This window comes from Nocardioides sp. OK12 (assembly GCF_024341885.1).
Lineage (GTDB): Bacteria > Actinomycetota > Actinomycetes > Propionibacteriales > Nocardioidaceae > Nocardioides > Nocardioides marinisabuli.
Window position 1 is genome coordinate 118205 of record NZ_BNET01000005.1, and the last position, 25363, is coordinate 143567.

Consider the following 25363-nt stretch of genomic DNA (forward strand, 5'->3'; position numbering starts at 1 on the left):
GCGTCAGCCGCGGGCGGAGACGTCGTCGACGAACTGGGTGCGGTAGAGGTCGGCGTAGAGACCTCCCTCGGCCAGCAGCTCGGCGTGGGTGCCGGACTGGACGATGCGGCCCTCGTCGAGCACCAGGATCAGGTCGGCGTTGCGCACCGTGCTGAGCCGGTGGGCGATGACGAGCGAGGTGCGGCCCTCCAGGGCGGCGTCGAGGGCGCGCTGCACGGCGGCCTCCGACTCGCTGTCGAGGTGGGCGGTGGCCTCGTCGAGCACCACGATGCCCGGCGACTTCAGCAGCAGCCGCGCGATCGCGAGCCGCTGGCGCTCGCCACCCGAGAGCCGGTAGCCGCGGTCGCCGACGACGGTGTCGAGCCCGTCGGGCAGGCGCCGGACGGTCTCGGCGATCTGGGCGGCCTCGAGGCTCGACCAGATCTCGGCGTCGTCGGCGCCGGGACGGGCGTAGAGCATGTTGGCGCGGATGGTGTCGTGGAAGAGGTGCGCGTCCTGGGTGACGTAGCCGACCGCGTCCTCGAGGGACTGCAGGCTGACCTCGCGGACGTCATGGCCGCCGACGCGCACCGTGCCCGAGGTGGCGTCGTACAGCCGTGCCACGAGGTGCGTGACGGTGGTCTTGCCGGCACCAGACGGCCCGACCAGCGCGACCATCCGGCCGACGTCGGCGGTGAAGGAGACGTCGTGGAGCACCGGGCCGCTGGCGCCGGCCTCGGGCCGCGCCACGCCCTCGAGGGAGGGCAGGGAGAGCTCGGCGGCGCTCGGGTAGGTGAACCCGACCCGGTCGAACTCCAGCCGCGCCGCGGAGCGCGGCAGCACCACCGCGTCGTCCTTCTCCACGATGAGGGAGGGCAGGTCGAGCACCTCGAAGACCCGCTCGAAGCTCACCACCGCCGTCATCACGTCGATGCGGACGTTGGAGAGACCTTGCAGGGGGCCGAGGAGGCGCAGCAGCAGGGTCGCCAGCGCCAGCAGGGTGCCGATGGTGAGCGTGTCGCTGATGACCAGCTGACCGCCCACGCCGTAGACCAGCGCGGTGGCCAGCGCGGGCACCAGGACCATCGTGGCACCGAAGATGCGGGTGATCAGGCTGATCCGCACCCCCAGGTCGCGGACCTTGGCGGCCTTGGTGCGGAACAGCGCGTCCTCGTCGTCGCGACGGCCGAAGAGCTTGAGCAGCATCGCGCCGCCCACGTTGAACCGCTCGGTCATGTTGTTGCCGAGGTCGGCGTTGCCGTCCATCTGCTCGCGGGTCAGCCCGGCCAGCCGGTTGCTGACGAAGCGGGAGGCCAGGAAGAGCAGCGGGAAGAGGGCGACGCACAGCAGCGTCACCTGCCAGCTCAGCGCCAGCATCGTGACGCCGACGACGACGGCGGCGATCGAGTTCGAGACGGTGCTGGACAGCGTCGAGGTGAAGGCCCGCTGGGCGCCGATGACGTCGTTGTTGAGCCGGCTGACCAGGGCGCCGGTCTGGGTGCGGGTGAAGAAGGCCATCGACTGGCGCTGCACGTGGGCGAAGACCTGCGAGCGCAGGTCGAAGATCAGGCTCTCCCCGATGCGCGAGGAGAGCCAGCCGGCCAGCACGCTGAGCACCGCGTTGAAGACGGCGAAGCCGGCCATGGCCAGCGCGAGCAGCGTGACGAGGCCGCGATCGCCCGCCAGGATGCCGTCGTCGACGATCTTCTGGACCAGCAACGGGGTGACGACCACCAGCGACGCGTCGATGACGGTGAGCACCAGGAACACCGAGATCAGGCCCCGGTGGGGCCGGGCGAAGCCGACCACCCGGCGCACCGTCTGGCGCGAGAGCCGGTTGTTGACCACGCTGCGGTCCGACCTCAGGTGGCGCCAGGCCATGCCGGCCCCCATCATCCCCGACACGTCGCGCTCCTCACTGGCCCGTCGCCGGACCCACTCACTGCTGCATCGTGCTCGCGACCTCGCGGAACCGTCGGCCCTGCGCCTCCCGCTCGAGGCGGCGCTGGTCCTCCAGCGACGACGCGGCCGCCGTCTGCACCAGTGCCTTGGTCTCACGCACCGCCCCGGGCATCGGGGCGGTCAGGGACCCGGCGAGGTGGGCGACGGTCGCAGCGAGCTGGTCGGTCGGCACCGCGGTGAGGGCGATGCCGATGCGCACCGCCTCCTCGGCACCGACCATGCGTGCCGTGGCACAGATCTCCAGTGCCCTGGAGTACCCAACCGCCTCGACCAGGGGCTTTGTTCCCGTCAGGTCGGGGACCAGGCCCAGCGCCGTCTCCTTCATGCACAGCTGGGCGTCGTCGGTGAGCACCCGCAGGTCGCAGGAGAGCGCCAGCTGGAAGCCGGCGCCGACCGCGTAGCCCTGCACCGCGGCGATGGAGACGAACGAGGGGTCGCGCAGCCAGGTGAAGCCGCGCTGGTAGTCGTCGATCGTCGCCGACATCTCCTCCTCGCTGCGGCTGAGCAGGTCGGCCACCGACTCCACGCCCTCGGTCGAGGAGGTCGGGTCGAGCATCGCGCGGTCGAGGCCGGCCGAGAAGCTGGTGCCGGCGCCGCGCACCACCACGACGCGCACGGCGTCGTCGGCGACCAGCCGCTCGCCGATCGTGGCGAGGCCGCGCCACATCGCCGGGGTCTGCGCGTTGCGCACCTCGGGACGGTCGAGGGTGACGGTCGCGACCGCCCCCTCGACCTCGACGACCAGACCGACCGCGGCGAGCTCTTCAGGAGTCATGCCCGGAGTCTAGGAACCGGCACCGACACCGGCCCCGGCGGCCTCAGGCCAGCGAGACCAGGTCGGCGTACCCCTCGTTCCACAGGTCCTCGTCGCCGTCCGGCAGCAGCAGCACCCGGTCGGGCTCGAGGGCGCGCACCGCGCCCTCGTCGTGGGTGACCAGGATGATCGCGCCCTCGTAGCTGCGGATCGCGGCCAGCACCTCCTCGCGGGAGGCCGGGTCGAGGTTGTTGGTGGGCTCGTCGAGCAGCAGCACGTTGGCGCTGGAGACCACCAGCGAGGCCAGCGCGAGCCGGGTCTTCTCGCCACCGGAGAGCACCTGGGCGGACTTGTGGGCGTCGTCGCCGGAGAAGAGGAACGAGCCCAGCACCGAGCGGGCCTCGACGTCGGTCAGCTGGGGCGCTGCGGACTGCATGTTCTCCAGCACCGTGCGCGAGGTGTCGAGCGTCTCGTGCTCCTGGGCGTAGTAGCCGACCTTCAGGCCGTGGCCGGGCACGACCTCGCCGGTGTCGGGCTGGTCGACGCCGGCCAGGATGCGCAGCATCGTGGTCTTGCCGGCGCCGTTGAGGCCGAGGATGACGACGCGGGAGCCCTTGTCGATGGCCAGGTCGACGCCGGTGAAGACCTCGAGGGAGCCGTAGGTCTTCGACAGCTCGCGCGCGGTGATCGGGGTCTTGCCGCACGGCGCCGGGGCGGGGAACTTGATGCGGGCGACCTTGTCGGCCGCGCGCTCGCCCTCGAGCCCGGCCATCATCTTCTCGGCCCGCTTGAGCATCGACTGCGCCGCCTGGGCCTTGGAGGCCTTCGCGCGCATCTTGTTGGCCTGGTCGGTGAGGGTCTTGGCCTTGTTCTCGGCGTTCATCCGCTCACGCCGACGACGTACCTCGTCGGTCTCGCGCTGGGTCAGGTAGTTCTTCCACCCCATGTTGTAGACGTCCATGGCGGTGCGGTTGGCGTCGAGGTGCATCACCTTGTTGACGGTGGCCTCGAGCAGCTCGTTGTCGTGGGAGATCACGATGAAGCCGCCCTTGTGGGCCTTGAGGAACTCGCGCAGCCACACGATCGAGTCGGCGTCCAGGTGGTTGGTCGGCTCGTCGAGGATCAGGATCTCGGCGCCGGAGAAGAGGATGCGGGCCAGCTCGACACGGCGGCGCTGGCCGCCCGAGAGCGTCTTGAGCTGCTGGCCCAGGATCCGGTCGGGGATGCCGAGGCTGGCCGCGATCGTGGCGGCCTCGGACTCCGCGGCGTAGCCGCCGCCCGCGTGCATCTCGTCGTCGGCGCGGCTGTAGCGGCGCATCGCCTTCTCGCGCACGGCCGCGTCGTCGGAGCCCATCTGCTCCTCGGCCGCACGCAGGCGGCGTACGACGTCGTCGAGCCCGCGAGCGGAGAGGATCCGGTCGCGGGCCAGGACCTCGGGGTCACCGGTGCGCGGGTCCTGCGGCAGGTAGCCGATCTCGCCGCTCCTGGTCACCGAGCCGCCGGCGGGCAGCGCCTCGCCGGAGAGGATCTTGGTGAGGGTGGTCTTGCCGGCGCCGTTGCGACCGACCAGGCCGACCTTGTCGCCCGCGGCCACGCGGAAGCTCACGTCCTCCATCAGGAGACGCGCGCCGGCACGGACTTCGAGCTGATGAGCGGTGATCATAGGAGCCCAATCGTAGGAGTCGGTAGCCTCAGCCACCGATTCGCCGCCACCGCGGCGCAGGCCGCCCAGGAGGCACGACGTGAGGTTCAACCCCAAGGCCCGCCTCGACACCCGACGCACGCGTGACGTGGGTCGCAGCAGCGGCGGTGGCCGCTCGCGCGGCGGCCTCCCGTCCTCGGGGAGGCGCGGCGGCTCGTCGCTGCCGATCCCCGGCGGCGTGGCCGGTGGTGGCGGCGTGGTGGCGGTCATCATCGCCGTCGGCTTCTTCGTCGTCACCCAGCTGATGGGCGGCGGCTCCGGCCTCGACCTCGGCTCGGGCGGCAGCCTCGACGCCTCGCGCTTCGAGGACACCGACCGGTACGCCGCCTGCGAGACCGGTGAGGACGCCAACGAGTCGGCCGACTGCGCCCGGGTCGCGGTCGAGAACAGCCTGTACGACTACTGGGGCGACACGCTCGGCTCCGACTTCCGGCCCGCCGACTCGCTGGTGACCTTCTCGGGCCAGGTCGGCACCGGCTGCGGGGCCGCGAGCTCGGCCGTCGGCCCGTTCTACTGCCCCGCCGACGACACGATCTATTTCGACAGCGGCTTCTTCGACGAGGTGCTCGAGCGCCAGCTCGGCGGGCCCGACGGCGGGTTCGTCGAGGCCTACGTGCTGGCCCACGAGTACGGCCACCACGTCCAGAACGTGCTGGGCACGATGGGCCGGGTCCGCACCCAGCAGGGCCCCTCCTCCGACGCGGTGCGCCTGGAGCTGCAGGCCGACTGCTACGCCGGCATGTGGGCGCGCGGGGCCACGGCCACCGAGGACTCCTCGGGCACCGCGCTCTTCAGCGAGCTCACCGACCAGGACATCACGCTCGCGCTCGAGGCCGCGGCCAGCGTCGGCGACGACCGCATCCAGCAGCAGACCCAGGGCCAGGTCGACGAGGAGTCGTGGACCCACGGCTCCGCCGCGCAGCGCCAGCGCTGGTTCCGGGTCGGCTTCGACGGCGGCGACCTCACCGACTGCGACACCTTCGCCGCCCGCTCCCTCTGAGCTCGGCTCACGCGTCGAGGAGCGCCTCGATCAGGGGGAACTGGCGCTGGAGCGCCCGCAGGTGGGGAGCGACGGCGGGGTGGCGGAACTTGCCGGCCAGCGCGCCCTCTCCCCCGGCGACCCGCGACAGCGCCCACTCGGCGCGGCTGAGCGCGGTGTAGACGGCGGTGACCCGGGCCCCGAGCGCGACCTGGTCGGCGGTGGCCGCCCCGTCGGGCAGGCCGAGCAGGTACGCGTCGAGCAACGGCTCGAAGTCCTCGCGGGCGGCGAGCAGGTAGTAGCCCAGGTCCGCGCCGACGGCGGCGGTGCCCAGGCAGGACCAGTCGATGGCCACCACGTCGTCGCCCTCGCGCCCCGGGAGGTTGCCCGGGGTCGGGTCGCCGTGCTGGAGCGCCTGCGGCAGGGCGTCGACGCGGTCGAGGAACGCCGATCGCCGGGTCCACAGGTGCTCGGCGACGTCGGCGACGGTGGTGCGCGCCAGGGTCGGCCACCCGCCCCGGTGCGCCGTACGACGCAGCCGGTCGCGCAGCTGGTCGCGCGCGAGCCACCCGACGTCGGGGACCGGGGTGCCGGCGAAGCGGCCCAGGGCGTGGGCGGCGAAGAGCCCGTTGACGGCGGCGTCCTCGACCCAGTCCTCGGTGAGGGTGATGCCCTCGACGTCCTCCTCGACGAAGGAGCGCACCGGGGGCCGCAGCCCCCGGGTGCGGGCGAGCACGCCCGAGGTCACCACGTCGGCGGCGCGGCGCCAGTAGGCGAAGTGGTGGGGGTCGGACAGCTCGGCGGGGTCGTGCTCGCCGGGGGCGGCCAGGCGCTTCACCGCCACGGGCTGCTCGCCCAGGCTGGTGCGCCAGACCCCGATCGTGGACATGCCGGCCCCACCAGGGAGCGGATGCCAGTCCGGGTCGGGCTGCCACGTCGGGGCCACGGACGCGACGCTAGCCGATGTCGCGGCGCTGGAAGGCCAACTGGCCCGACGCGCCGAGCGCGAGCGCCAGCGCCACCACCACCGCCGCCGCGCCCAGCGACGGGTCCTCGGCCGGGACCAGCGGCAGGTGGTCGAACGGCGAGAACCACCGCACCCAGCGCGGCAGCCCGAGCAGCTCGCCGAAGAACATCACCACCACGGCCACCACCAGCGGCCCCCAGGCCAGGGCGGTACGGCGCGGGGCCACCCCGTGCACCAGCCGGGCCAGCGCCGCCAGCAGCAGCACCCCGGGCGCGTACTGCAGCTGCGGCCCGACGAACGCGACGACCTGGCCGGCGTCGGCGCTGACGAAGGCGTAGCCCAGCCCCAGGCCGAGCCCTCCGACCACCATGACCAGCGCCGTGCCGAGCAGCGTCACGAGGGTCCACGACAGCAGCCAGCGGCCCCGCCCCAGCGGGGTGGCGAGCACCAGCTCGGCGAGCCCCGACTCCTCCTCGCCGCGTGGTCGCAGGGTCGAGGAGGTGGCGAAGCCGGTGGCCAGCAGCGCCATCATCACCAGCATCGTGGCGAAGAACCCGTCGACGAGGTCGAGGCCCCCCTGCGCCATCAGGTCGCGGCCCATGTCGGAGTCCCCGACCAGGTCCTCCACCGAGGTGCCCAGGGCGCCGTACGCGACACCGGTCAGGCCCACGCCCACGCTCCAGCCGACGACGCCGGCGCGCTGCAGGCGCCACGCGAGGCCGACCGGGCCGCTGAGGGCCCGGCCGGCGCGCGGCGGGCCGGGACGGCTGGCCACGAGGCCGGCGCCGATGTCGCGGCGCAGCAGGAGCGTCGCGGCGAGCGCCAGGTTGATCCCGGCGGCGGCGACCAGCAGCAGCGCAGGCCACCAGCGCAGGCCCGAGAAGGCGTGCATGGCCTGGTACCAGCCGATCGCGGTCAGCCACGACAGCGCCGGCACCGAGACGTCGCCCACGGCCCGCAGCGCGTACGCCACCGCCACGACCGCCCCGGCGATGCCGCGCGCCGCGCGGGTGCTGGCCACGAGCTGGGCCGCGACCAGGGTGGTGCCGGTGAAGCAGAGCCCGCACAGCGCCAGACCCACGCCGAGCGCGACCGAGTCGGCCACCGCGAGCGGGTAGGTCACCAGCGACAGGGTGACCAGCGCGCCGGAGACGACGCAGAGGACGACCGAGGTGAGCACCGCGGCCGCCGGGGGTGCGAAGCGGCCCACGACGCCGGAGCGCACGAGGTCGTCGTGGCCGGACTCCTCCTCGGCGCGGGTGTGGCGGGTGACGACGGCTATGACCACGAGACCGAGCAGCACCGCACCGAACGCGGTGGCCTGCCAGGTGACCTGGCCGCCGATGGTGTCGAGGGCGCGGGCCGGGCCGGCAAGCGCGATCATCGCGTCGTTGCGCTCCATCGCCGCGGCCATCCGGGCCAGCTCGCCCTCGCTGGTGTAGAGCCGGTCGACCGACCAGGCCTGGGCCCAGTAGAGGACGGCGAGCGCCACGCCCCAGCCGAGCACGAGCCAGCGGTCGCGCCGCAGGGCCTGGGTCCACAGGACCCAGGTGCCGGTGAAGGGGCCGTCGGTGCTCACACCCGGTCCCCGTAGTGGCGCAGGAAGAGCTGCTCGAGCGTCGGCGGCTGGGTCGTCAGGGCCTCGACCCCGGCGTCGAGGAGCAGCCGCAGGGCTGGCTCGAGCGCGTCCGGGTCGGCCTCGAAGGTCACCCGGTCGCCGTCGACGACCAGGTCGTGGACGCCCTCGAGTGCGTCGAGGCCGGCGACGGGGCCGCGGAGCTGGGCGGCGACCGCGGTGCGGCTCAGGTGGCGCATCTGGGCCAGGGTGCCGGTCTCGACGAGACGCCCCTCGTTGATGATGCTGACGCGGTCGCACATCTGCTCGACCTCGCCGAGCACGTGGCTGGAGAGCAGCACGCTCCCCCCGCCGTCGCGGAAGTCGGCCACGCAGTCACGGAACTGGGCCTCCATCAGCGGGTCGAGGCCGGAGGTGGGCTCGTCGAGCAGGAGCAGCTCGACGTCGGCGGCCAGCGCGGCGACCAGGGCCACCTTCTGCCGGTTGCCCTTGGAGTAGGAGCGCGCCTTCTTGGTCGGGTCGAGGGCGAAGCGCTCCACGAGCTCGTCGCGCCGGCGTACGTCGAGGCCGCCGCGCAGGCGCCCGAGCAGGTCGATCGCCTCTCCCCCGGTCAGCGTGGGCCACAGCGCGACGTCGCCCGGCACGTAGGCCAGCCGCCGGTGCAGCGCGGCGGCGTCGCGCCAGGGGTCGCCGCCCAGCAGGCGCAGGTGGCCCGCGTCGGCGCGCAGCAGCCCCAGGAGCACCCGGATGGTGGTCGACTTGCCCGAGCCGTTGGGGCCGAGGAAGCCGTGCACCTCCCCGGCACTGACCTGGAGGTCGAGGCCGTCGAGGGCGCGTGCGCGCCCGAACGTCTTGACCAGCTGACGGACCTCGATGACGTCGGGGCGCACCTGTCGACCATAGACCCGATCGGCGTCCCTGGGCGGGCTGTGCCTCAGGCGTTGTGCACGTCGACCCGCACCGAGAGCGCGTCGGCGACGCCCTGCTCGAGCACGCTGCGGCGCGGGTCGGGCAGGGCGAGCCAGGGGTCGACCGGGCTGAGACCGGCCAGCCGCCGGTCGGCGAGCACCTCGTCGACGGCGCCGCGGTCGCCGCCGACCACGAGCGGGCCCCGCAGGCCCTCGAGGATGCGGGCAGCGTGGTCGGCGGCGGCCTCGTAGGCCTGGCGCGCCTGGTTGTCGCGGCGTCGCGCGAACCGCTGCTGGCTCTGGCCTCCGGCCTTGGTGCGGCCCTGCACGTGGCGCTGCCCGGTCTTCGACTCCCCCATGGTCCTGCCGCTCATCCGGGCGACGGCGAAACCGCCCTTGCGCACCAGCAGCACCCCCCAGTCGTCGGGGGCCGCCGTCTCCGCCGCCCGCGCCAGACCCGCCGCGTCGGGCGCGGCGTCGTACGCCGTCGCGAGCGGGAGGCGCGCGGTGAAGCTGGACCCGTCGACCGCGAGGCCGGTCAGGGCACCCTCGACGAGCGTCAGGGTGGTGTCCCCGTGGCGCGCCTCGAAGTTGTGGATCCACCGCTCGACGCGGGCGGCGGGGACGAGGACCTCGGGCATGGCTCGACCGTATCCCTCGCCTGCCGCGCGTCAGGCGGCGTAGTCGATGTCGAGGGTCCAGTCGGGCTGGTAGATCTCGAAGACTGAGCGGGGTCGGGTCGGCGGTGGTGCGGGTGGTGGGCCGGGTGGGGTCAGGGTGCGGGTGCCGGTGTGGTCGACGAGGTAGGTGTGGTCGTGGGCGTCGCGCCACAGGTAGATGCCGGGGAAGGGTTGTCGGACCTGCCAGTCGCCGTGGGTCTTGACCCGGTGGTGGGCGGTGGTGAGGGGCCCGTAGTTCCCGACCTGGCTGGGCCCGCCGCGTGCATGGGGGTCGGTGTGGTCGGTCTGCATGGTGCGGCTGGTGCAGGCGCCCCAGGGGAAGCAGTCGGCCGGGGTCATCAGCTGCACCGCACGGCGGTGCCGGGCCGGGACCTCGTAGGCATCGACCGGGCTCTGCTCGGCCAGGTCGATGACCGGGCGCACCACGAACCGCGCGAAGCGCCCCAGCACCCCGCGCAGCCAGGACTCGGTGACCGGGCCGTGGCCCTCCACGCGCGCGACCCGGTCCAGCTCCTCGCCCTCGGCGTTGACATCGCGCCCACCGGCCGCCGTACCGCCGCCGTGCAGGTGCACGAACAGGGTCACATCAGGCATCAGGTCCCGCAGGTCCACACCGGCCTCACCGGCCCGCGCGGCCGCGGCCGGGTCGGCCAGCAGCGCCACCGCGTGCACCCGCAGGTCATCCACGCTCCCGGAACTGTCCGGGGCGTCCCCGGTCTCGTCGGGCCCGGTGTCGCTGACCGGGTCGGGCTGGGTGGCGCGCAGGCGCCGCGCGAGCTCGGTGACCGCGCCGTCGAGGGCCTCGATGACCGGGAGCGGGGCGCGGATGAGGAAGCTGGCCATCCCGTTCTCGCTGGTCCCGATCCGCTTGGCGAACCGTGTCTTCGCGCGGCGTTCCTCGGCCTCGCGGGCCAGCGCCGGCGCCGCCGCAGCGACCTTGCCCTCGACCAGCGCCGCGAACCTGCTCCACGGGAGCCGGCCGTCCGCGGCCTCGGCGACCTCACCGTCGACCCAGGCCGCCTCGACCTTCGACAGGTCACGGGTCTTGTCGGCCACGTGGATGGCGTAGGAGTCGCGGACCTCCAGGGCCTGCACCCGTGACCACAGCAACGGCAGGCGCAGCCGCAGATCGAGCGCCGCGGCCATCAACCGCCGCCCCGCATAGGTGGTCCGCCCGATCGCGGCACCGAACGTCGCGGCCGCGAACTCGGTGACCTCCGGGGTGCCGTCCCCGCCGTAGGCACGCGCCTGCTCCCGGCCCGGTCTGCCTGCCTCACGGGAGCTGAGCCGCTGCTTAGGGTGCGCGATCGCCCACTCGTAGGCCAGCACCAACAGCACCACCCCCGCCCGGCGCTGGTCATCCGCACACGCCGCCGCCCTGGCGAGGATCTGCTCCTCCACCAGGTCGCTCACCGGGGCCGCGCTGCTCATACCTTCACCCAAGCACCCGGCACCGACAGTCCCGGCACACCCCACCTGACCTGCACGGATGTGTGCTCGTGACCACCTCGGGACGGACGGAATCGATCCGTGACGCTGCTGCTTCAGTGACGCAGCCACTCACCCAGATCGGCGTCGATGAGCAGGACGCGCGCTTCTGCTTCCCACTCGTCCGGAACCAGAACCCTCTGCTTGATGACTTCGATCAGCCCGTCGAGGCTGCTCGCGTGGCGGTCCGCGACGTGGTGCGGGATCTGGCCAGCAGTCAGCAGCCCCTCGATCGCGGACAGCAACGCCGGATCGTTCGTCCGAACCAGTTCAGCCATGTCCTCTGGTTCCCTCCCCGTCAACTGGTCCCGAACTTAGCGCGCCAACACGTCCGCCGGAGTCCTTCCGGCAGGCTGAGCCCACCGATCTCGCAACGGGGAAGCGTGCATTCTCGCGCGCACGCGGCTCGGCGATACCGGGCGGTGCGTCTGCAACTGTTCTGACAGCTGGATCGGTTGCCGGCTCACCGCTGGCCCTCGTCCGGCAAGGTCAGCGGTGCATCAGCAACCGGATCCAGGATGCGAATGGTTGCTGGGCCACCGCCCACACCGCTTGCGCACTTCGGCATTGCGAGTGCGTAGGGACCGCAGGGCTCAGACCGGCCCGCGGGGCGTGGGCGCACCCAGTCGGAGGCGCGAGGTCCTCGGACGGCGATGCCCGACGAGGAACCTTCACGTCCTGGCGATCCTCGCAACGACCGGCGGTGCGCCAGCAACCTCCTGCCTCAGCAGGTCGGTGCCGACGCACCGCCACCCCGAAGGTCGTTCAGCCCTCGGCCACGGGGCCGTCGTCGGTCTCGTCGACCGCGTGCCCGTCGAAGTACGACGCGATCGCCTCAGCCTCGGTCTCGACGGTGGCGCTGTCGACCAGGTCACCGGCCTGGGAGGTCAGCACCTCCGTCCAGGCGTCGAGGACCTCCTGGGCGGAGCCGTCGTCGAAGAGCTCTGCCTTCAGGTCCTCGACGGCGGCGTCGTACAGGGCCGCGAACCCGTCGTCGGCCAGGAAGCGCTCCGAGAGGATGTTGGAGCCCATGCCTCCCCCGCCACCACCCGGGCCGCCCTCGGGGCGCTCGCCGTCGGCCGGGGCCACGAGGCCCTCCAGACGCTCCCCACCCGGGGGCGGACCGGCGCCCTCGGGCGGCTCGGCGCCGTCCGGCAGCTCGGCGCCCTCGGGCAGCTCGCCCGGTACGCCGCCGCCACGGCCGCCGCCGAACCCGCCGGCACCGCCGCCCCCGTTGGTCTGGCCGAAGGCGAGGTTGTGGTCCCACGCGACGACGGTCATCTGCCCGGCCTCGGCGTCCCAGCGCAGGAACGAGTTGTTGCCGGGGCCGGCGATGTCGTCGAAGTTGCCCACCAGGTCCTCGAAGGCCAGGTACGTCGCGAAGGCGTCGACGTCGAGACGCTCGGCCAGCCCCTCGGCGAACTCCTCGTCGGAGGACTCCTCGAGCCACTGGAGGAACTCGGTGAGCGGCGCGTAGTCCTCGGTGCCGGCCTCGATGTCGAAGACGTCCTCGTAGGCGGCGGCGTCGTCACCGCGGTAGGAGTAGTCCCCACCGGCCTCGGCCTTGTAGAGCGTGCCGTCGGTCCCGAAGCTGGCCTCGTCCCACCGGTCGTCGAGGTCCTGCACCATCAGCCGCAGGCTCGACTCGCTGTCGTTGGCCGAGAAGCTGATGCTGACGGCCTCCTCGCTGGCCAGGCCGGCCTCCTCGAGCAGCTCGAGCGCGACCGCCTCGTTGAGCGCGGTCTCGCTGGTGTTCGAGCGGACGACGAAGCGCTCCCAGCCGTCGAGGCTCTGGCCGTCGACGAACTTGTCGAGGTCGATCAGCCACGGCAGGTCGACCGCGTCGGCGTCGGCGTCGACCCCGCGCAGCGAGCTGTTGCCCTTGAGACGGATCCCGGCGTCGCTGAAGGTCTGGCCGTCGATCGTCACATCGGCGGTGAGCCACTCCTTCTCGCTGCTCTCCTGGTAGGTCGCCAGCATCTCGGCGTACTCGTCCTCGTCGATGTCGAGCTCGACCTCGTGCACGCTGGTGGAGTCCCAGACGCTGCCCTCGGCGCTGGTGGCGGAGGTCGCGGCACTGGTGACGCTGCAGGCGCTCAGTCCGCCGACGCCCAGTGCCAGCGCCGCCAGGGTGGCGGCGCCGCGGCGTCGTACGGCGCGGGTGAAGGGGGTCGTGGGTCTCATGCGGACTCCTGTCCGTGGCTGTAGGTGAGGTGGGGCTGGAGGTGGCGGGTGCTGACCCGGTGCCATCGGTGGGCGGGGAGGCCGGGGTGCAGCAGCGCCAGGCCGGTCGCGTACTTGGAGATCCGCTCGGGGCGGTGCCCCTGGGTCCACAGCGTCCGGTCGACGCCGCTCCGGGCGCCCGGCGACTTGGTCTCCACGACCGCCAGGCCCGCTACCCGCGCCGTGCCGGCGCCCTCGGGCAGCGACCAGGCGAGGTCGACGTCGATGGTGACCCGTGAGCCGGAGCCCGGGAGCCAGAGCGTGGTGCGCACGTAGGTGGTGCGCAGGGTCGGGCGCAGCGTGGCCACGTCGACGTGCTCGAGGCCGGCGCCGTCGAGCTCGGCGCCGACGAAGGCGCCGTCGTGGCGCGAGAGCGCAGGGTGGGCGCCCGCGACCGGGGCGACGTCGCGGGGCACGCGTGCCTTCACCGTCGCGCCCCTCGCCCCGCGGGTCTTGACCTCGGTGAAGGCCACCCCGGTGTCGAGGTAGTGGCGGGCGCGGATCTTGAACCGGTGCCGACGGCCACGTGCCGCCCGCCAGTAGGCCTCGAGCTCGGGGGTGTCGAGGTACGTCGAGTCGTAGCGGTGGCGCCGGCGTCCCTCGATCTCGAGCACCCGCAGACCGGCGTCGAGCGCCTCGAGCGCCACCAGGAGGTCGGGCAGCGAGGCTGCGGGGACGACGTACTTGCGGTCGGTGCGCGTCATGAGGGCGGCGTCCTGGGCCAGCTCCTCCAGCGACGTCGCGGCGAGCAGGTCGATGCGCGCCAGTGGGTCGCCCAGCGTCGCGAGGGGCTCGATGGTGGCGGTCATGCGTCCACCGCCGTCCGGCCCAGCGTCGCCTCGGACCGCACCGGGTCGGCGGCGGGCCGCACGCTGCTCCAGCGCACGTCGACCAGGGTGGTGTCGTTGACCAGGTCGACCTTGTGGACCGCGACCTTGCGCACCTCGCCGCCCACGGTGCTGCCGAGGACCGCGCGCAGGGTCGCCTCGTCGGTGTAGGCCCCGTCGAGCAGCACCAGCTGCTGCTGGTCGCGGGCGAAGAGCTGCGGGCTGTCGGCTGCGGCGATCACGGCCACCAGGCAGGCCATCAGCAGCAGCGTGAGGGGCAGGTCGAGCGAGCCCAGGCCGCCGAGGAGACCCAGGGCGAGGGCTGCGAAGTAGTAGGCCACCTCGTGCTGGCCGAGCTCGAGGGAGCGGAGCCGGATGATCGACAGCACCCCGAACAGCCCCAGGCCCAGCCCCAGCGTGGCGTCGCTGTTGACCAGGGCCGTGGTGACGGCGAGGACACCGACGTTGACGCCGAGGAAGGCCACCAGCAGGTCCCGGCGGCGGTGGCGGGGGTAGTAGACCGCGAAGCAGAGCACGCCGATCGCGGCCAGGTCGGCCAGGGAGAGGTAGAGGGCGTTCACGTGGTGTCCTTACGTCGTTCAGCAGGTGTTGGTGAACCAGAGGTTGCCGCGCCAACCGACGAGCCGGCTGCGACCCACCTGGCAGCCTCCTGTGAGTGCTCGAGGGGGTGCGCGCGCCGCCGTGGAGGTGCACCATCGGGACCAGCGACCGACGAGGGGACGGGTGAGGAGCATGGACGAGCGGCGACGACGGTGGACGGCGACCGAGGTGCGCGAGGCCGACCTGGCGCACTGGCGGCAGGTCCTGGGACGGCTCAAGGCGCGCTTCCGCACCGGCGACTTCGCGACCGGCCTGGCGCTGGTCAACAGGATCGGTGAGGCTGCCGAGGCCGCCGACCACCACCCCGACGTGACCCTGACCTACACCGACGTCGTCGTGACCCTCGTCAGCCACGACGTCGGCGGCCTGACGGTGCGCGACGTCGACCTGGCGCGCACGATCAGCGCTGACGCAGCGGAGCTCGGGGTCGAGGCCGACCTCCGCGGCCTCACCCAGGTCGACCTCGGCCTCGACACCGCCGACGGCGCGCCGCTCGCGCCCTTCTACGCCGCCCTGCTGGGCAGCGAGGTCGTCAACGGCGAGCCGGTCGACCCCACCGGGCAGGCCCCCACGGTGTGGTGGCAGACCCCGGAGGAGGGCGACGAGGAGCACGCGCTGCCCGCGCAGTCCTTCGAGCAGCGCTGGCACCTCGACGTGTGGGTCCCCCACGACGAGGCGCCCCGGAGGCTCCAGGCGGTCCTCGACGCCGGCGGCCGGCTGGTCAGCGACAGCGCGGCGCCGGCCTACTGGGTCGTGGAGGACGCCGACGGCAACCGCGCGTGCCTCTGCACCCCCGAGGGCCGCTGACGTCGAGGCCGGTCAGGCAGGCTGCTGGGCCGTCTGGAAGAAGTCGGCGAGCGCGTCGGCCAGTGCCGCCGGGTGGGTCAACGGTGCGGCGTGTGCCGCCCCGTGGATCTCCTCCACCCGTGCGTGCGGGACGTGGTCGACGACGTACTGGGCACTCCTGGTGAAGAACGGCTTGGTGGCCGACCCCACGAGCACCGCCACCGGCACGTCGACGGCGCCCAGCACGGCGGGGTCGGACGTGGGGTCCTGCGACGCCATCGCCCGCTGGAGGACCTGGAGCAGGTGCGGCACGTAGCCGCCGGCAGCCTCGAAGTAGCCACCGTCGGCGGCCGTCGCGATCTCCTGGTCGTAGAACGGGAAGGCCGCGAAGGCGCGAGCCGCAGCCGCTCCGTCTCCCGCAGCGACCAGGTCAGCGGCACGGTTGATGGCGCCACCCATGAGCGCCTGGTCGGCCGCGTCGGTCTGGTTCAGCATCCCCGGTTCGAACGGCGCCGCCGCGCTGACAGCCTTCGAACGTGCCGTCGCGGCCAGGGCCCAGCTGCCACCGCTCGACCAGCCGGTCAGTCCGGTCGCCTCCCCCACGCTCTCGATGTAGTCGACCATGTCGTCGATGAGGCGGTCGAGCCCCAGGTCGGCATGGTCGCCGCTGAGGCCGCGTCCTCGCATGCTGGGCAGGTGGCAGGTGAAGCGGTCGACGAGGTGGTCGACAGTCCGGTCCCAGTCGAGGTCGCAGTCTCCGATGACGCCCTGCAGGAGCACCAGCGCCGGCCCGTGCCCGCGCACGGTCCCCCTGATGTCGACGCCGTCCGCGGTGGTCGCGCTGTGCGTTCGTCGCTGCTCCACGACTGCCTCCTCGTCGCCGGGGTCACCCCGGCTGGTGCTCTCCACGATCCCCCATGACGCGACGAACTTCGTCTCCTCATTGCGGTACCCCGGGTGCGGTCCGCCGGGCCCCGCCTCAGGCGTCGAGGTGCACGATGCGGTGCAGGCCCGGGCCCTCGAGCCGCGGGAGCGCCGCGGCGTAGCGGCCCGTCGTGAGCAGGAGCAGGGTGGCCAGGTCGCCCTCGACCCGTGGACCCGACCCGAGCACGACCGGCGCGTCGGTCGCCGCCAGGCTCACCTTCGACAACCGTCTGCGGGCCCAGAACGGCCACCCCATCCGCCAGGCGCGCAGCAGCGCGTCGGCGCCGGCGTCGGGCGGGACCGGGTGGTCGATGCCGAGCGGCACGGCGATGTCCTGGCTGTGCACGAGAGCGTCGAGCAGCAGGTTCTCGGCGTTCGTCAGCGACGGCATCGCCCGCGACCCCGCCGTGGCGCGCAGCACGTCGACGATCTCCTGGGTGGGCCGCCGCGACCAGGCGATCGCCACGTCGCGCCCGAAGCTCCACAGGTGGCCCCGCGCGCGCACCAGCCCGGTGACCACCGCCCACGTGGTCGGCTCGCCCGCCGGGGTCATCGCGACGTGGCCGGCGACCTCCCGCACCCGCCACTGCGAGCACAACGACTGCGCCTCCCACTGCTCCGGCTCCAGGGCCTCGAGCAGGTCGGCGAGGTCGAGACGAGCGCGTGCGATGTGCTCCCAGCGACGCTCGGTGTCGCTGCGACGCTCCGGTGAGAGATCCATGGCGGCCTCCTCCTCGACCCGGTCCCGGTAGCGGGCGGTGGGCACGGCCTCAGTCGAGGCAGAACTCGTTGCCCTCGATGTCACGCATCACCAGGCACGACTCGTCGTACCCGTCGGCCCGGACCAGGTGCACCCGCTGGGCACCGAGCCCGACCAGCCGCGCACCCTCCGCCTCGAGCGCCTCCACCCGCGCCGCCCCGACGAGGCCGGTGCCGACCCGCACGTCGAGGTGCAGCCGGTTCTTGACCTCCTTGCCCTCCGGCACCCGCTGGAAGAACAGCCGGGGGCCGGTCCCGTCGGGGTCCTCGCAGGCGAACGCGCTGCCGCGCCGCTCCGGCGGCAGCGCGTCCTCGAAGTCGTCCCACGACGCGAAGCGTGCGGGCGGCGGCGGGACGACGTACCCGAGGACGTCGCACCAGAACCGCGCGAGGCGCTCGGGCTCCGCGCAGTCGAAGGTCACCTGGACCTGCTTGACGCCGCTCATCGGGTCAGGCGCTCTCCCAGACCCCGACGAGGTTGCCCTCGGTGTCGGTGAAGTAGCCGGTGAACCCCATGTCGCCCACGGGGGTCCGGTCGGTGACCTTCCTGCCGCCGGCCTCCTCGGCCGCGCGCAGCGCCTCGTCGACGCTGGCCACGTCGATGACGATGCCGGGGCCCTTGCCCGGGAACTCGTCGCTGCGCTGGAACATGCCGCCGTTGATAAAGCCCGGCTCCGTCGGCCCGGTCTCCGGGTCGCTGGGGCCCGTGGACACCATCGTGTAGTCCATCTCCGGGATCGGCATCATCTGCCACCCGAAGACCTTCTCGTAGAAGCCGCGCGCCCGGTCCCCGTCGTCGAACGGGATCTCGAAGTGCATCACCTTGCCGCTCATGCTGCCTCCCTGCTCGGTCCACGTGTGGACCTCCCAGCAGACTCCTCGCGGCAGCCGGGGTCAAGGGACCCAGGACCCTTTCAGTCGCCGGCGTAGACGACCCGGAAGCGCTCGAGGACCAGCAGCATCTGCGGGTCGAACCCGTGGGCGGCGTGCTCGGCGAAGAACCGCTCGTGGGCGCCGCGCCAGTGCTCCAGCGACCGGTCGCCCTCGCCCTCGAGGTGGGCGTGCTCGGCGTCGACCTGGTCGAAGGCCACCACGCGCACGTCGGTCGTCTCGACCAGCGCACGTGGGTGCCCGTCGCCGTCGAGCACGATGCCCAGGGTGCCGGGCTGCGGCAGCGGCTCGTCCTCGAGCTCGTAGTCGGCGTGCGAGCTCGCGGTGGCCGTCTTGGTGCCGGCCAGCACCAGCGCCAGCAGCTCGTCGGCCTCCTGCTTGGTGGCACCGAACGCCCACGCCGGCGGCGGCACCATCTCCAGCGTCGTCGGGCCGAAGTACGACGGTGCGGTGTTCATCTTGGCGTGGAAGCGGGCCAGGTCCCAGAACGACTCGACCGGCCCGCGCCCGGTGAGGGCGGAGCCGGTCGTGTCGGTGCTCGGGTCGGTCATGGACCCAGCCTACGTCTGAGGAGGTCTCAGACGTTGAAGCCCAGGGCGCGCAGCTGCTCGCGGCCGTCGGGGGTGATCTTGTCGGGGCCCCACGGCGGCATCCAGACCCAGTTGATGGCCACGTCGTTGACCAGACCCTCGAGCGCCTGCTCGGTCTGGTCGGTGATGACGTCGGTCAGCGGGCAGGCCGCGGAGGTCAGCGTCATGTCGACGACGAGGTTGGTGTCCTCGTCGACGTGCAGGCCGTAGACCAGGCCGAGGTCGACGACGTTGATGCCGAGCTCGGGGTCGACGACGTCCTTCATCGCCTCCTCGACGTCCTCGATGCTCACCGAGGCGCCGGGGGCGGCGGTGCCGGTCGGGCCGGTGCCGGCCTGCGGGACCTCGGGCAGGTCGCCGTGGTCGACGGTCTGGTCGACGGTCGAAGTGTCAGGTGCAGTGGTCTCAGCCACGGGATTCCTCCAGAGATCGGGCGGTGGCGTCCTTCCAGGCCATCCACGACAGTAGCGCGCACTTCACGCGCGCAGGGAACTTGGCGACGCCCGCGAAGGCGATGCCGTCCTCGAGCACCTCCTCGTCGGGCTCCACGGTGCCCTTGCCCTGCATCAGGGTCAGGAACTCCTCGTGGATGCTCATCGCCTCGTCGACCGGCTTGCCGATCACGAGATCGGCCATCACCGAGGTGGAGGCCTGCGAGATCGAGCAGCCCACGGAGTCGTAGGACACGTCCTGCACGACGCCGTCGGCGAGGTGGACCCGCAGGGTGATCTCGTCACCACAGGTCGGGTTCACGTGGTGGACCTCGGCCTCGAAGGGCTCACGCAGGCCCTTGTGGTGCGGGTTCTTGTAGTGGTCCAGGATGATCTCCTGGTACAGCGAGTCGAGCTCGGCGCTCATGGTGCTCCTCCCCTCAGTCCAGCTTGAAGTACGAACGGGTGTAGTTCAGGGCCTCGACCAGTGCGTCGATCTCGGCGGGCGTCGTGTAGAGGTACGACGACATCCGCGTCGAGCTCTGCACGCCGAAGCGGGCGTGCGCCGGGCGGGCGCAGTGGTGACCGGCCCGCACCGCGACACCGCGCACGTCGAGGACCTGCGAGACGTCGTGCGGGTGCAGCCCCTCGATCTCGAACGAGACCGCTCCCCCGCGCTGGGTGGCGTCGAGCGGGCCCAGCACGCGCAGCCCCTTGACGCTCTGCATGCCCTCGAGGGCGTAGCGGGTGATCGCCTGCTCGTGGGCGTGCACCGCCTCCATGCCGACCGCCGCGAGGTAGTCGACGGCGGCGCCGAGCCCCACGGCCTCGACGATCGGCGGCGTACCGGCCTCGAACTTGTGCGGGATGCCGGCGTACGTCGACCCCTCCATCCGCACGGTCTCGATCATCTCGCCGCCACCCAGGAACGGCGGCAGCTCCTCGAGCACCTCGCGCCGGCCCCACAGGACGCCGATGCCGGTGGGCCCCACGACCTTGTGGCCGGTGAAGACCATCAGGTCGGGCCGCTCCTCCTCGGGCATCGCCGCGAGGTCGATCGGCAGCTGGGGGGCCGCCTGCGAGGCGTCGACCACGACGAGCGCACCCACCTCGTGGGCGCGCCGCGCGATCTGGGCGATCGGGTTGATCGTGCCGAGCATGTTGGACACCCAGGTCAACGTGACGACCTTGGTGCGCTCGGTGATCAGCTCGTCGACCTGCGAGAGGTCGAGGTGGCCCTCGTCGGTGAAGGTGAACCAGCGCAGCTCGGCGCCGGTGCGCTCGGTGAGCATCTGCCACGGCACGATGTTGGAGTGGTGCTCCATCTCGGTCGTGACGACGACGTCGCCCGGCCCGACCTGCCGCGGGCCGGCCCACAGCAGCGTGTTGGCGGCCAGGTTGAGCGCCTCGGTGGCGTTCTTGGTGAAGATCACCTCGTCGCGGCTCGGCGCCCCGATGAAGGCCGCCACCTTGTCGCGCCCGGCCTCGAACGCCTCCGACGACTCCGCGCCGAGCTGGTGCATGGCGCGCGCGACGTTGGCGTTGTGGTGCTCGAGGTGGTCGACCATCGCGTCGATCACGCACTGCGGCTTCTGCGAGGTGTTCGCCGAGTCCAGGTAGACCAGCGGCCGACCGTCGGCGAGGGTGCGCTCGAGGATCGGGAAGTCCTTGCGGATCACCTCGAGGTCGGGCAGGAGGCCGTCCATCGCTCTCTCCTTCGGTCGGTGCTGGTCGTGGGCTGGTCGTGGGGTGCTGCGGGGTCCGGTGAGGTGCTCAGACCTTGGCGGGCAGGTACTTGTCGTAACCCTCGGCCTCGAGCTGCTCGGCGAGCTCGGGCCCGCCCTGCTCGGCGACCTTGCCGTCGACGAAGACGTGCACGTAGTCGGGCTCGATGTAGCGCAGGATGCGGGTGTAGTGGGTGATCAGCAGGACACCCTTGCCCTCGCCCCCGCGGAAGCGGTTGACGCCGTCGGAGACGACCTTCAGCGCGTCGATGTCGAGACCGGAGTCGGTCTCGTCGAGGATCGCGACCTTCGGGTCGAGCAGCTCGAGCTGGGCGATCTCGTGGCGCTTCTTCTCACCACCGGAGAAGCCCTCGTTGACCGAGCGCTGGGTGAAGCTGGCGTCGAGGTTCATCCGCGACATCGCGGCGTTGACGTCCTTGACCCAGGTGCGCAGCTTGGGGGCCTCGCCGTCCACGGCGGTCTTGGCGGTGCGCATGAAGTTCGACACCGAGACGCCGGGGACCTCGACGGGGTACTGCATCGCCAGGAAGAGGCCGGCGCGGGCGCGCTCGTCGACCGACATGGCCAGCACGTCCTCGCCGTCGAGGGTCACGGTGCCGCCGGTGACGTCGTACTTGGGGTGGCCGGCGATCGAGTAGGCCAGCGTCGACTTGCCGGAGCCGTTGGGCCCCATGATCGCGTGCGTCTCGCCGTCCTTGATGGTCAGCGTGACGCCCTTGAGGATCTCCTTGGGGCCGTCGTCGGTGCTGACGGAGACCTTGAGGTCCTTGATCTCGAGGGTGCTCATGTGTGTGTCTCTCTTTCTGGGTGGAGAAGTCTCAGGAGGGGGTCACGCCGTTGAGCGTGCTGGCCACGTCGACGTACACGTCGCCGTCACGGACCTCCACGGGGAAGGTCGAGACCGGCTCGGTGGCCGGGAGGCCGGTGGGCTTGCCGGTGCGCAGGTCGAAGCACGAGCCGTGCAGCCAGCACTCGATGACCCCGCCGGCGACCTCGCCCTCGCTGAGGGCGACGGCCGCGTGCGAGCAGAGGTCCTGCAGGGCGTGCACGTCGTCGCCGTCGCGGGCCACGACCACGGCGACGTCGTCGACCGTCACGGCGAGGCCCTCGTCGGCGGGCACCTCGTCGAGCCGGCAGGCGCGCTGGAGGCTCATGCGGTGGCCGGCCGGTAGCCCTTGAGCACGTTCTTCGCGAGCTCCTCCTCCACGGTGGCGGTGATCTGCTCCTCGAGGAACGGCACCCCCACCTTGCGGATCAGGTCGTTGAAGAAGCCGTGCAGGACGAGACGGCGTGCCTCCTCGTCGGAGACGCCGCGGCTGCGCAGGTAGAACAGCTGCTCGTCGTCGAAGCGCGCGGTGGCCGAGGCGTGCCCGGCACCCTCGATCTCGCCGGTCTCGATCTCGAGGTTGGGCACCGAGTCGGCCTGGCAGCCGTCGGTGAGCACCAGGTTGCGGTTCTCCTCGTAGGTCTCGATGCCCTCGGCGACCGGGCGGATCAGCACGTTGCCGATCCAGACCGTGTGGGCTCCCTGGCCCTGCAGCGCGCCCTTGTAGAGGACGTTCGACTTGGTCTTGGGAGCGGTGTGGTCGGCGAAGAGCCGGTGCTCGAGGTGCTGGCCCTCGTCGGCGAAGTACAGGCCGAGGAGCTCGGCCTCGCCGCCGGGACCGTCGTACTCGACGTTGGCGTGCAGGCGCACCAGGTCGCCGCCGAAGCTGATCGAGGTGTGGCGCACCGAGGCGTCCCGCCCGACCCGGATGGCGTCGCGGCCCAGGTGCACCGCGTCGTCGTCCCAGTCCTGCAGGGTCAGCACGTTGACCTGGGCTCCGTCGCCGACGATCACCGAGGTGGTCGCGCTGTAGCGGGCGGAACCGGTGTGCACCAGCACGACCGTGGCCTTGCTGTGGGCACCGAAGCGCAGCACGTGGTGGCCCCAGACGACGTCGTCGACGGACTCGCCGTGCAGGCGCAGCACGACGGGCGCGTCGACCTCGAGGTCGGCGGGCACGTCGAGCAGCAGCGCCGAGGCCGCGTTGGCCACGGCGAGCGCCGAGGGCCGGTCGTTGGGCGCCAGCTCACCGAGCTGGCGCGCCGAGGCGGCGTCGGTCTCGCTGAGGGTCACCCCCGCCGGGATCTCGGTGGTCCAGGTCAGCGACGACGAGGAGGCCTCGCCGTCGAGGAGGCCACGCAGCCGTTTGAGCGGCGTGAAGCGCCACACCTCCTCGCGCCCGGTGGGCACCGGGTGGTCGGCCAGGTCGTAGGAGGGCGGCGGGTTCAGGTGCGAGTTCACCCGGTCGACCTCGAGGGCGGAGGCCACGCTCTCGCGGGCGGCATCAGTCACGGTCACAGTCAGTGATTGCTTTCTTGGTGCGGTGGTGGGCGGGGACGACGGCGGCGCTCAGCCGACCGCGCCCTCCATCTGCAGCTCGATGAGGCGGTTGAGCTCGAGGGCGTACTCCATCGGCAGCTCCTTGGCGATCGGCTCGACGAAGCCGCGCACGATCATCGCCATCGCCTCGTCCTCCTCCATGCCGCGCGACATGAGGTAGAAGAGCTGGTCGTCGGAGACCTTCGAGACGCTGGCCTCGTGGCCCATCGACACGTCGTCCTCGCGGATGTCGACGTAGGGGTAGGTGTCGGAGCGGCTGACCTGGTCGACCAGCAGCGCGTCGCACAGCACGTTGGACTTCGAGCCGTGCGCACCCTCGTTGACCTGGATCAGGCCGCGGTACGACGTGCGCCCACCGCCGCGGGCCACCGACTTGCTCAGGATCGAGCTGGAGGTGTGCGGGGCGGCGTGCACCATCTTGGCGCCGGCGTCCTGGTGCTGGCCCTCGCCGGCGAAGGCGATGGACAGGGTCTCGCCCTTGGCGTGCTCGCCCATCAGGTAGATGGCGGGGTACTTCATCGTCACCTTGGAGCCGATGTTGCCGTCGACCCACTCCATGGTGGCGCCGGCCTCGCAGGTCGCGCGCTTGGTGACGAGGTTGTAGACGTTGTTCGACCAGTTCTGGATGGTCGTGTAGCGGCAGCGACCGCCCTTCTTGACGATGATCTCCACGACCGCGGAGTGCAGCGAGTCGGAGGAGTAGATCGGGGCGGTGCAGCCCTCGACGTAGTGCACGTAGGCGCCCTCGTCGACGATAATCAGGGTCCGCTCGAACTGGCCCATGTTCTCGGTGTTGATCCGGAAGTAGGCCTGCAGCGGGATGTCGACGTGCACGCCCGGCGGCACGTAGATGAACGAGCCGCCCGACCACACCGAGGTGTTGAGCGCGGAGAACTTGTTGTCACCGACGGGGATGACGGTGCCGAAGTACTCCTTGAACAGCTCGGGCTGCTCCTTGAGCGCGGTGTCGGTGTCGAGGAAGAGCACGCCCTGCTCCTCGAGGTCCTCGCGGATCGAGTGGTAGACGACCTCCGACTCGTACTGGGCCGCGACGCCGGAGACCAGGCGCTGCTTCTCGGCCTCGGGGATGCCGAGCTTGTCGTAGGTGTTCTTGATGTCCTCGGGCAGGTCGTCCCAGGTGGCGGCCTGCTTCTCCGAGGAGCGCACGAAGTACTTGATGTTGTCGAAGTCGATGCCCGACAGGTCCGAGCCCCACGTGGGCATGGGCTTGCGGTCGAAGAGCTTCAGGCCCTTCAGGCGCAGGTCGAGCATCCACTGCGGCTCGGACTTCTTGGCCGAGATGTCGCGCACGACGGCCTCGTTGAGGCCGCGGGTGGCGTTGGCGCCCGCGTCGTCGGAGTCGGCCCAGCCGAACTCGTAGCGACCGATGCCCTGGAGCTCGGGGTTGAGTTCTTCGATCGAGGTCATGAGGTGACCGACTCCTTCTCGTTGCGGGTCGTGGGACGGGTGGTGCGCCGGCTCGTGGCCGGCAGGTCGGGGATGCAGGTGGTGCAGACGCCGTCGCCGTGGGCGATCGTCGCCAGTCGCTGCACGTGGTGGTCGAGGACGCGGCTGATCGCCGCGGTCTCGGCCTCGCACAGCTGGGGGAACTCGTGGGCCACGTGGGAGACCGGGCAGTGCTGCTGGCACAGCTGCTCCCCCGCGCTCAGCGCCCCGGGACCATGCCCGGGCAGCTGGCGCACCGTGGCGGCGTACCCCTCCTCGGAGAAGAGCTGGGCCAGCACCTCGGCCTTGCTCAGGTCGGGGTTCTCGGCCGCGGTGGCCTCGAAGCGGTCCTCGATGAAGGCCATCCGCCGGTCGGCGAAGGCGCGCACGGCGTCCTCGCCCCCGGTCTCGGCCAGGAACCGCAGCGCCTGGACCGCGAGGTCGTCGTACTGCTGGTCGAAGCCCTCGCGCCCGCGCTCGGTGAGCGCGAACTCCTTGGCCGGACGACCCCGTCCGCGCGCACCGGCGGTGCGGTGCTCGCGGGGCTCCACCGCGCCCTCCTCGACCAGCTGGTCGAGGTGACGGCGCACGGCTGCCGGGGTCAGGTCGAGACGCTCGGCGAGGGCCGCTGCGGTGGAGGGGCCGTCGACCAGGATCGAGCGCGCGACGCGCTGGCGCGTCGGCTCGTCGGTCGTCCGGTTGAATTCCACAACATCAGTGTGCCGTTAATGCTCGGAGC

General features: G+C 72.1%; 27 protein-coding genes. 2 read left to right on the forward strand and 25 right to left on the reverse strand.

Going from position 1 to position 25363, the window contains the following annotated elements; genetic code table 11:
• Positions 1-3: 3 nt before the first annotated feature.
• From OCU29_RS13815 to OCU29_RS13825, 3 genes are read right to left on the reverse strand one after another with little or no spacing between them, the layout of a single operon-like run.
• The gene (locus tag OCU29_RS13815; protein ID WP_261820605.1) at positions 4-1875 is read right to left on the reverse strand and encodes an ABC transporter ATP-binding protein; all 1872 of its coding nucleotides are present in this window, start codon (positions 1873-1875) and stop codon (positions 4-6) included.
• A 43-nt stretch (positions 1876-1918) separates the two neighbouring features.
• Complete coding sequence (locus tag OCU29_RS13820; RefSeq protein ID WP_261820367.1) at positions 1919-2716, reverse strand: enoyl-CoA hydratase/isomerase family protein; 798 nt, start codon at positions 2714-2716, stop codon at positions 1919-1921.
• Positions 2717-2759: 43 nt separating this feature from the next.
• Complete coding sequence (locus OCU29_RS13825; RefSeq protein ID WP_261820368.1) at positions 2760-4358, reverse strand: ABC-F family ATP-binding cassette domain-containing protein; 1599 nt, start codon at positions 4356-4358, stop codon at positions 2760-2762.
• Between the two features lie 79 nt (positions 4359-4437).
• On the opposite strand from OCU29_RS13825, the gene OCU29_RS13830 reads away from it, so the two are divergent.
• Positions 4438-5397 (forward strand): neutral zinc metallopeptidase, encoded by a 960-nt coding sequence (locus OCU29_RS13830; RefSeq protein ID WP_261820369.1) that lies wholly within the window; start codon positions 4438-4440, stop codon positions 5395-5397.
• Positions 5398-5404: 7 nt separating this feature from the next.
• On the opposite strand, the gene OCU29_RS13835 is transcribed toward OCU29_RS13830, so the two are convergent.
• The 9 genes from OCU29_RS13835 to OCU29_RS13875 all read right to left on the reverse strand — a co-directional run bounded on the left by OCU29_RS13835 (position 5405) and on the right by OCU29_RS13875 (position 14626).
• Complete coding sequence (locus tag OCU29_RS13835) at positions 5405-6265, reverse strand: phosphotransferase (RefSeq protein ID WP_368858982.1); 861 nt, start codon at positions 6263-6265, stop codon at positions 5405-5407.
• 67 nt (positions 6266-6332) lie between these two features.
• The gene (locus OCU29_RS13840; protein ID WP_261820371.1) at positions 6333-7922 is read right to left on the reverse strand and encodes an ABC transporter permease; all 1590 of its coding nucleotides are present in this window, start codon (positions 7920-7922) and stop codon (positions 6333-6335) included.
• Complete coding sequence (locus OCU29_RS13845) at positions 7919-8809, reverse strand: ABC transporter ATP-binding protein (protein WP_179616625.1); 891 nt, start codon at positions 8807-8809, stop codon at positions 7919-7921. Before OCU29_RS13845 ends, OCU29_RS13840 begins: the two co-directional genes overlap by 4 nt.
• A 44-nt stretch (positions 8810-8853) precedes the next feature.
• Positions 8854-9468, reverse strand: a complete 615-nt coding sequence (locus tag OCU29_RS13850; protein WP_261820372.1) for an acVLRF1 family peptidyl-tRNA hydrolase — start codon at positions 9466-9468, stop codon at positions 8854-8856.
• A gap of 30 nt (positions 9469-9498) precedes the next feature.
• Positions 9499-10938 carry a hypothetical protein gene (locus OCU29_RS13855; RefSeq protein ID WP_261820373.1) on the reverse strand — a complete coding sequence of 480 codons (1440 nt, stop codon included), beginning with the start codon at positions 10936-10938 and terminating at the stop codon, positions 9499-9501.
• A gap of 113 nt (positions 10939-11051) precedes the next feature.
• Positions 11052-11273 carry a DUF2007 domain-containing protein gene (locus OCU29_RS13860; protein WP_261820374.1) on the reverse strand — a complete coding sequence of 74 codons (222 nt, stop codon included), beginning with the start codon at positions 11271-11273 and terminating at the stop codon, positions 11052-11054.
• A gap of 487 nt (positions 11274-11760) precedes the next feature.
• The gene (locus OCU29_RS13865; protein ID WP_261820375.1) at positions 11761-13179 is read right to left on the reverse strand and encodes a CotH kinase family protein; all 1419 of its coding nucleotides are present in this window, start codon (positions 13177-13179) and stop codon (positions 11761-11763) included.
• A complete protein-coding gene (locus OCU29_RS13870) occupies positions 13176-14027 on the reverse strand; it encodes a polyphosphate polymerase domain-containing protein (RefSeq protein WP_261820376.1) in 852 nt (283 codons plus the stop codon). Before OCU29_RS13870 ends, OCU29_RS13865 begins: the two co-directional genes overlap by 4 nt.
• A complete protein-coding gene (locus tag OCU29_RS13875; RefSeq protein ID WP_261820377.1) occupies positions 14024-14626 on the reverse strand; it encodes a DUF4956 domain-containing protein in 603 nt (200 codons plus the stop codon). The genes OCU29_RS13870 and OCU29_RS13875 overlap by 4 nt, the downstream gene beginning before the upstream one ends.
• Positions 14627-14798: 172 nt before the next feature.
• Here OCU29_RS13875 and OCU29_RS13880 point away from each other — a divergent pair, with 172 nt between their 5' ends.
• Complete coding sequence (locus OCU29_RS13880) at positions 14799-15473, forward strand: 4a-hydroxytetrahydrobiopterin dehydratase (protein ID WP_261820606.1); 675 nt, start codon at positions 14799-14801, stop codon at positions 15471-15473.
• Between the two features lie 12 nt (positions 15474-15485).
• Here OCU29_RS13880 and OCU29_RS13885 read toward each other — a convergent pair whose 3' ends face one another.
• The 13 genes from OCU29_RS13885 to OCU29_RS13945 all read right to left on the reverse strand — a co-directional run bounded on the left by OCU29_RS13885 (position 15486) and on the right by OCU29_RS13945 (position 25334).
• Positions 15486-16361: an alpha/beta fold hydrolase gene (locus OCU29_RS13885; protein WP_261820378.1), complete on the reverse strand. Its 876-nt coding sequence runs from the start codon at positions 16359-16361 to the stop codon at positions 15486-15488.
• 70 nt (positions 16362-16431) lie between these two features.
• The gene (locus OCU29_RS13890) at positions 16432-17142 is read right to left on the reverse strand and encodes a maleylpyruvate isomerase family mycothiol-dependent enzyme (protein WP_261820379.1); all 711 of its coding nucleotides are present in this window, start codon (positions 17140-17142) and stop codon (positions 16432-16434) included.
• Between the two features lie 4 nt (positions 17143-17146).
• On the reverse strand, positions 17147-17581 hold the full coding sequence (locus OCU29_RS13895) for a VOC family protein (protein WP_261820380.1): 435 nt from the start codon (positions 17579-17581) through the stop codon (positions 17147-17149).
• 4 nt (positions 17582-17585) lie between these two features.
• A complete protein-coding gene (locus tag OCU29_RS13900) occupies positions 17586-17969 on the reverse strand; it encodes a VOC family protein (protein WP_261820381.1) in 384 nt (127 codons plus the stop codon).
• Between the two features lie 80 nt (positions 17970-18049).
• Positions 18050-18577, reverse strand: a complete 528-nt coding sequence (locus OCU29_RS13905; protein ID WP_261820382.1) for an ASCH domain-containing protein — start codon at positions 18575-18577, stop codon at positions 18050-18052.
• Positions 18578-18603: 26 nt separating this feature from the next.
• On the reverse strand, positions 18604-18969 hold the full coding sequence (locus OCU29_RS13910) for a metal-sulfur cluster assembly factor (protein WP_218877274.1): 366 nt from the start codon (positions 18967-18969) through the stop codon (positions 18604-18606).
• Between the two features lie 52 nt (positions 18970-19021).
• On the reverse strand, positions 19022-19474 hold the full coding sequence (sufU, locus tag OCU29_RS13915; RefSeq protein ID WP_261820383.1) for a Fe-S cluster assembly sulfur transfer protein SufU: 453 nt from the start codon (positions 19472-19474) through the stop codon (positions 19022-19024).
• Between the two features lie 13 nt (positions 19475-19487).
• Positions 19488-20753, reverse strand: a complete 1266-nt coding sequence (locus OCU29_RS13920; RefSeq protein ID WP_179616636.1) for an aminotransferase class V-fold PLP-dependent enzyme — start codon at positions 20751-20753, stop codon at positions 19488-19490.
• 67 nt (positions 20754-20820) lie between these two features.
• Entirely contained in the window at positions 20821-21579 is a 759-nt protein-coding gene (sufC, locus tag OCU29_RS13925) for a Fe-S cluster assembly ATPase SufC (RefSeq protein WP_179616637.1), read from the reverse strand.
• Positions 21580-21610: 31 nt separating this feature from the next.
• Complete coding sequence (locus OCU29_RS13930; RefSeq protein WP_179616638.1) at positions 21611-21946, reverse strand: non-heme iron oxygenase ferredoxin subunit; 336 nt, start codon at positions 21944-21946, stop codon at positions 21611-21613.
• Entirely contained in the window at positions 21943-23136 is a 1194-nt protein-coding gene (sufD, locus tag OCU29_RS13935) for a Fe-S cluster assembly protein SufD (RefSeq protein ID WP_261820384.1), read from the reverse strand. The genes OCU29_RS13930 and sufD overlap by 4 nt, the downstream gene beginning before the upstream one ends.
• A gap of 51 nt (positions 23137-23187) precedes the next feature.
• Positions 23188-24606 (reverse strand): Fe-S cluster assembly protein SufB, encoded by a 1419-nt coding sequence (gene sufB, locus OCU29_RS13940; RefSeq protein WP_261820385.1) that lies wholly within the window; start codon positions 24604-24606, stop codon positions 23188-23190.
• On the reverse strand, positions 24603-25334 hold the full coding sequence (locus OCU29_RS13945) for a metalloregulator ArsR/SmtB family transcription factor (protein ID WP_179616641.1): 732 nt from the start codon (positions 25332-25334) through the stop codon (positions 24603-24605). Before OCU29_RS13945 ends, sufB begins: the two co-directional genes overlap by 4 nt.
• Positions 25335-25363 lie beyond the last annotated feature (29 nt).

Excerpts from the sequence above, each read along its gene's own strand:
- OCU29_RS13815 (WP_261820605.1), bottom strand. The coding sequence starts at position 1,875 with ATGATGGGGGCCGGCATGGCCTGGCGCCACCTGAGGTCGGACCGCAGC.
- OCU29_RS13820 (WP_261820367.1), bottom strand. The coding sequence starts at position 2,716 with ATGACTCCTGAAGAGCTCGCCGCGGTCGGTCTGGTCGTCGAGGTCGAG.
- OCU29_RS13825 (WP_261820368.1), bottom strand. The coding sequence starts at position 4,358 with ATGATCACCGCTCATCAGCTCGAAGTCCGTGCCGGCGCGCGTCTCCTG.
- OCU29_RS13835 (WP_368858982.1), bottom strand. The coding sequence starts at position 6,265 with ATGTCCACGATCGGGGTCTGGCGCACCAGCCTGGGCGAGCAGCCCGTG.
- OCU29_RS13850 (WP_261820372.1), bottom strand. The coding sequence starts at position 9,468 with ATGCCCGAGGTCCTCGTCCCCGCCGCCCGCGTCGAGCGGTGGATCCAC.
- OCU29_RS13855 (WP_261820373.1), bottom strand. The coding sequence starts at position 10,938 with ATGAGCAGCGCGGCCCCGGTGAGCGACCTGGTGGAGGAGCAGATCCTC.
- OCU29_RS13860 (WP_261820374.1), bottom strand. The coding sequence starts at position 11,273 with ATGGCTGAACTGGTTCGGACGAACGATCCGGCGTTGCTGTCCGCGATC.
- OCU29_RS13865 (WP_261820375.1), bottom strand. The coding sequence starts at position 13,179 with ATGAGACCCACGACCCCCTTCACCCGCGCCGTACGACGCCGCGGCGCC.
- OCU29_RS13870 (WP_261820376.1), bottom strand. The coding sequence starts at position 14,027 with ATGACCGCCACCATCGAGCCCCTCGCGACGCTGGGCGACCCACTGGCG.
- OCU29_RS13880 (WP_261820606.1), top strand. The coding sequence starts at position 14,799 with ATGGACGAGCGGCGACGACGGTGGACGGCGACCGAGGTGCGCGAGGCC.
- OCU29_RS13895 (WP_261820380.1), bottom strand. The coding sequence starts at position 17,581 with ATGAGCGGCGTCAAGCAGGTCCAGGTGACCTTCGACTGCGCGGAGCCC.
- OCU29_RS13900 (WP_261820381.1), bottom strand. The coding sequence starts at position 17,969 with ATGAGCGGCAAGGTGATGCACTTCGAGATCCCGTTCGACGACGGGGAC.
- OCU29_RS13905 (WP_261820382.1), bottom strand. The coding sequence starts at position 18,577 with ATGACCGACCCGAGCACCGACACGACCGGCTCCGCCCTCACCGGGCGC.
- sufU (WP_261820383.1), bottom strand. The coding sequence starts at position 19,474 with ATGAGCGCCGAGCTCGACTCGCTGTACCAGGAGATCATCCTGGACCAC.
- OCU29_RS13920 (WP_179616636.1), bottom strand. The coding sequence starts at position 20,753 with ATGGACGGCCTCCTGCCCGACCTCGAGGTGATCCGCAAGGACTTCCCG.
- sufC (WP_179616637.1), bottom strand. The coding sequence starts at position 21,579 with ATGAGCACCCTCGAGATCAAGGACCTCAAGGTCTCCGTCAGCACCGAC.
- OCU29_RS13930 (WP_179616638.1), bottom strand. The coding sequence starts at position 21,946 with ATGAGCCTCCAGCGCGCCTGCCGGCTCGACGAGGTGCCCGCCGACGAG.
- sufB (WP_261820385.1), bottom strand. The coding sequence starts at position 24,606 with ATGACCTCGATCGAAGAACTCAACCCCGAGCTCCAGGGCATCGGTCGC.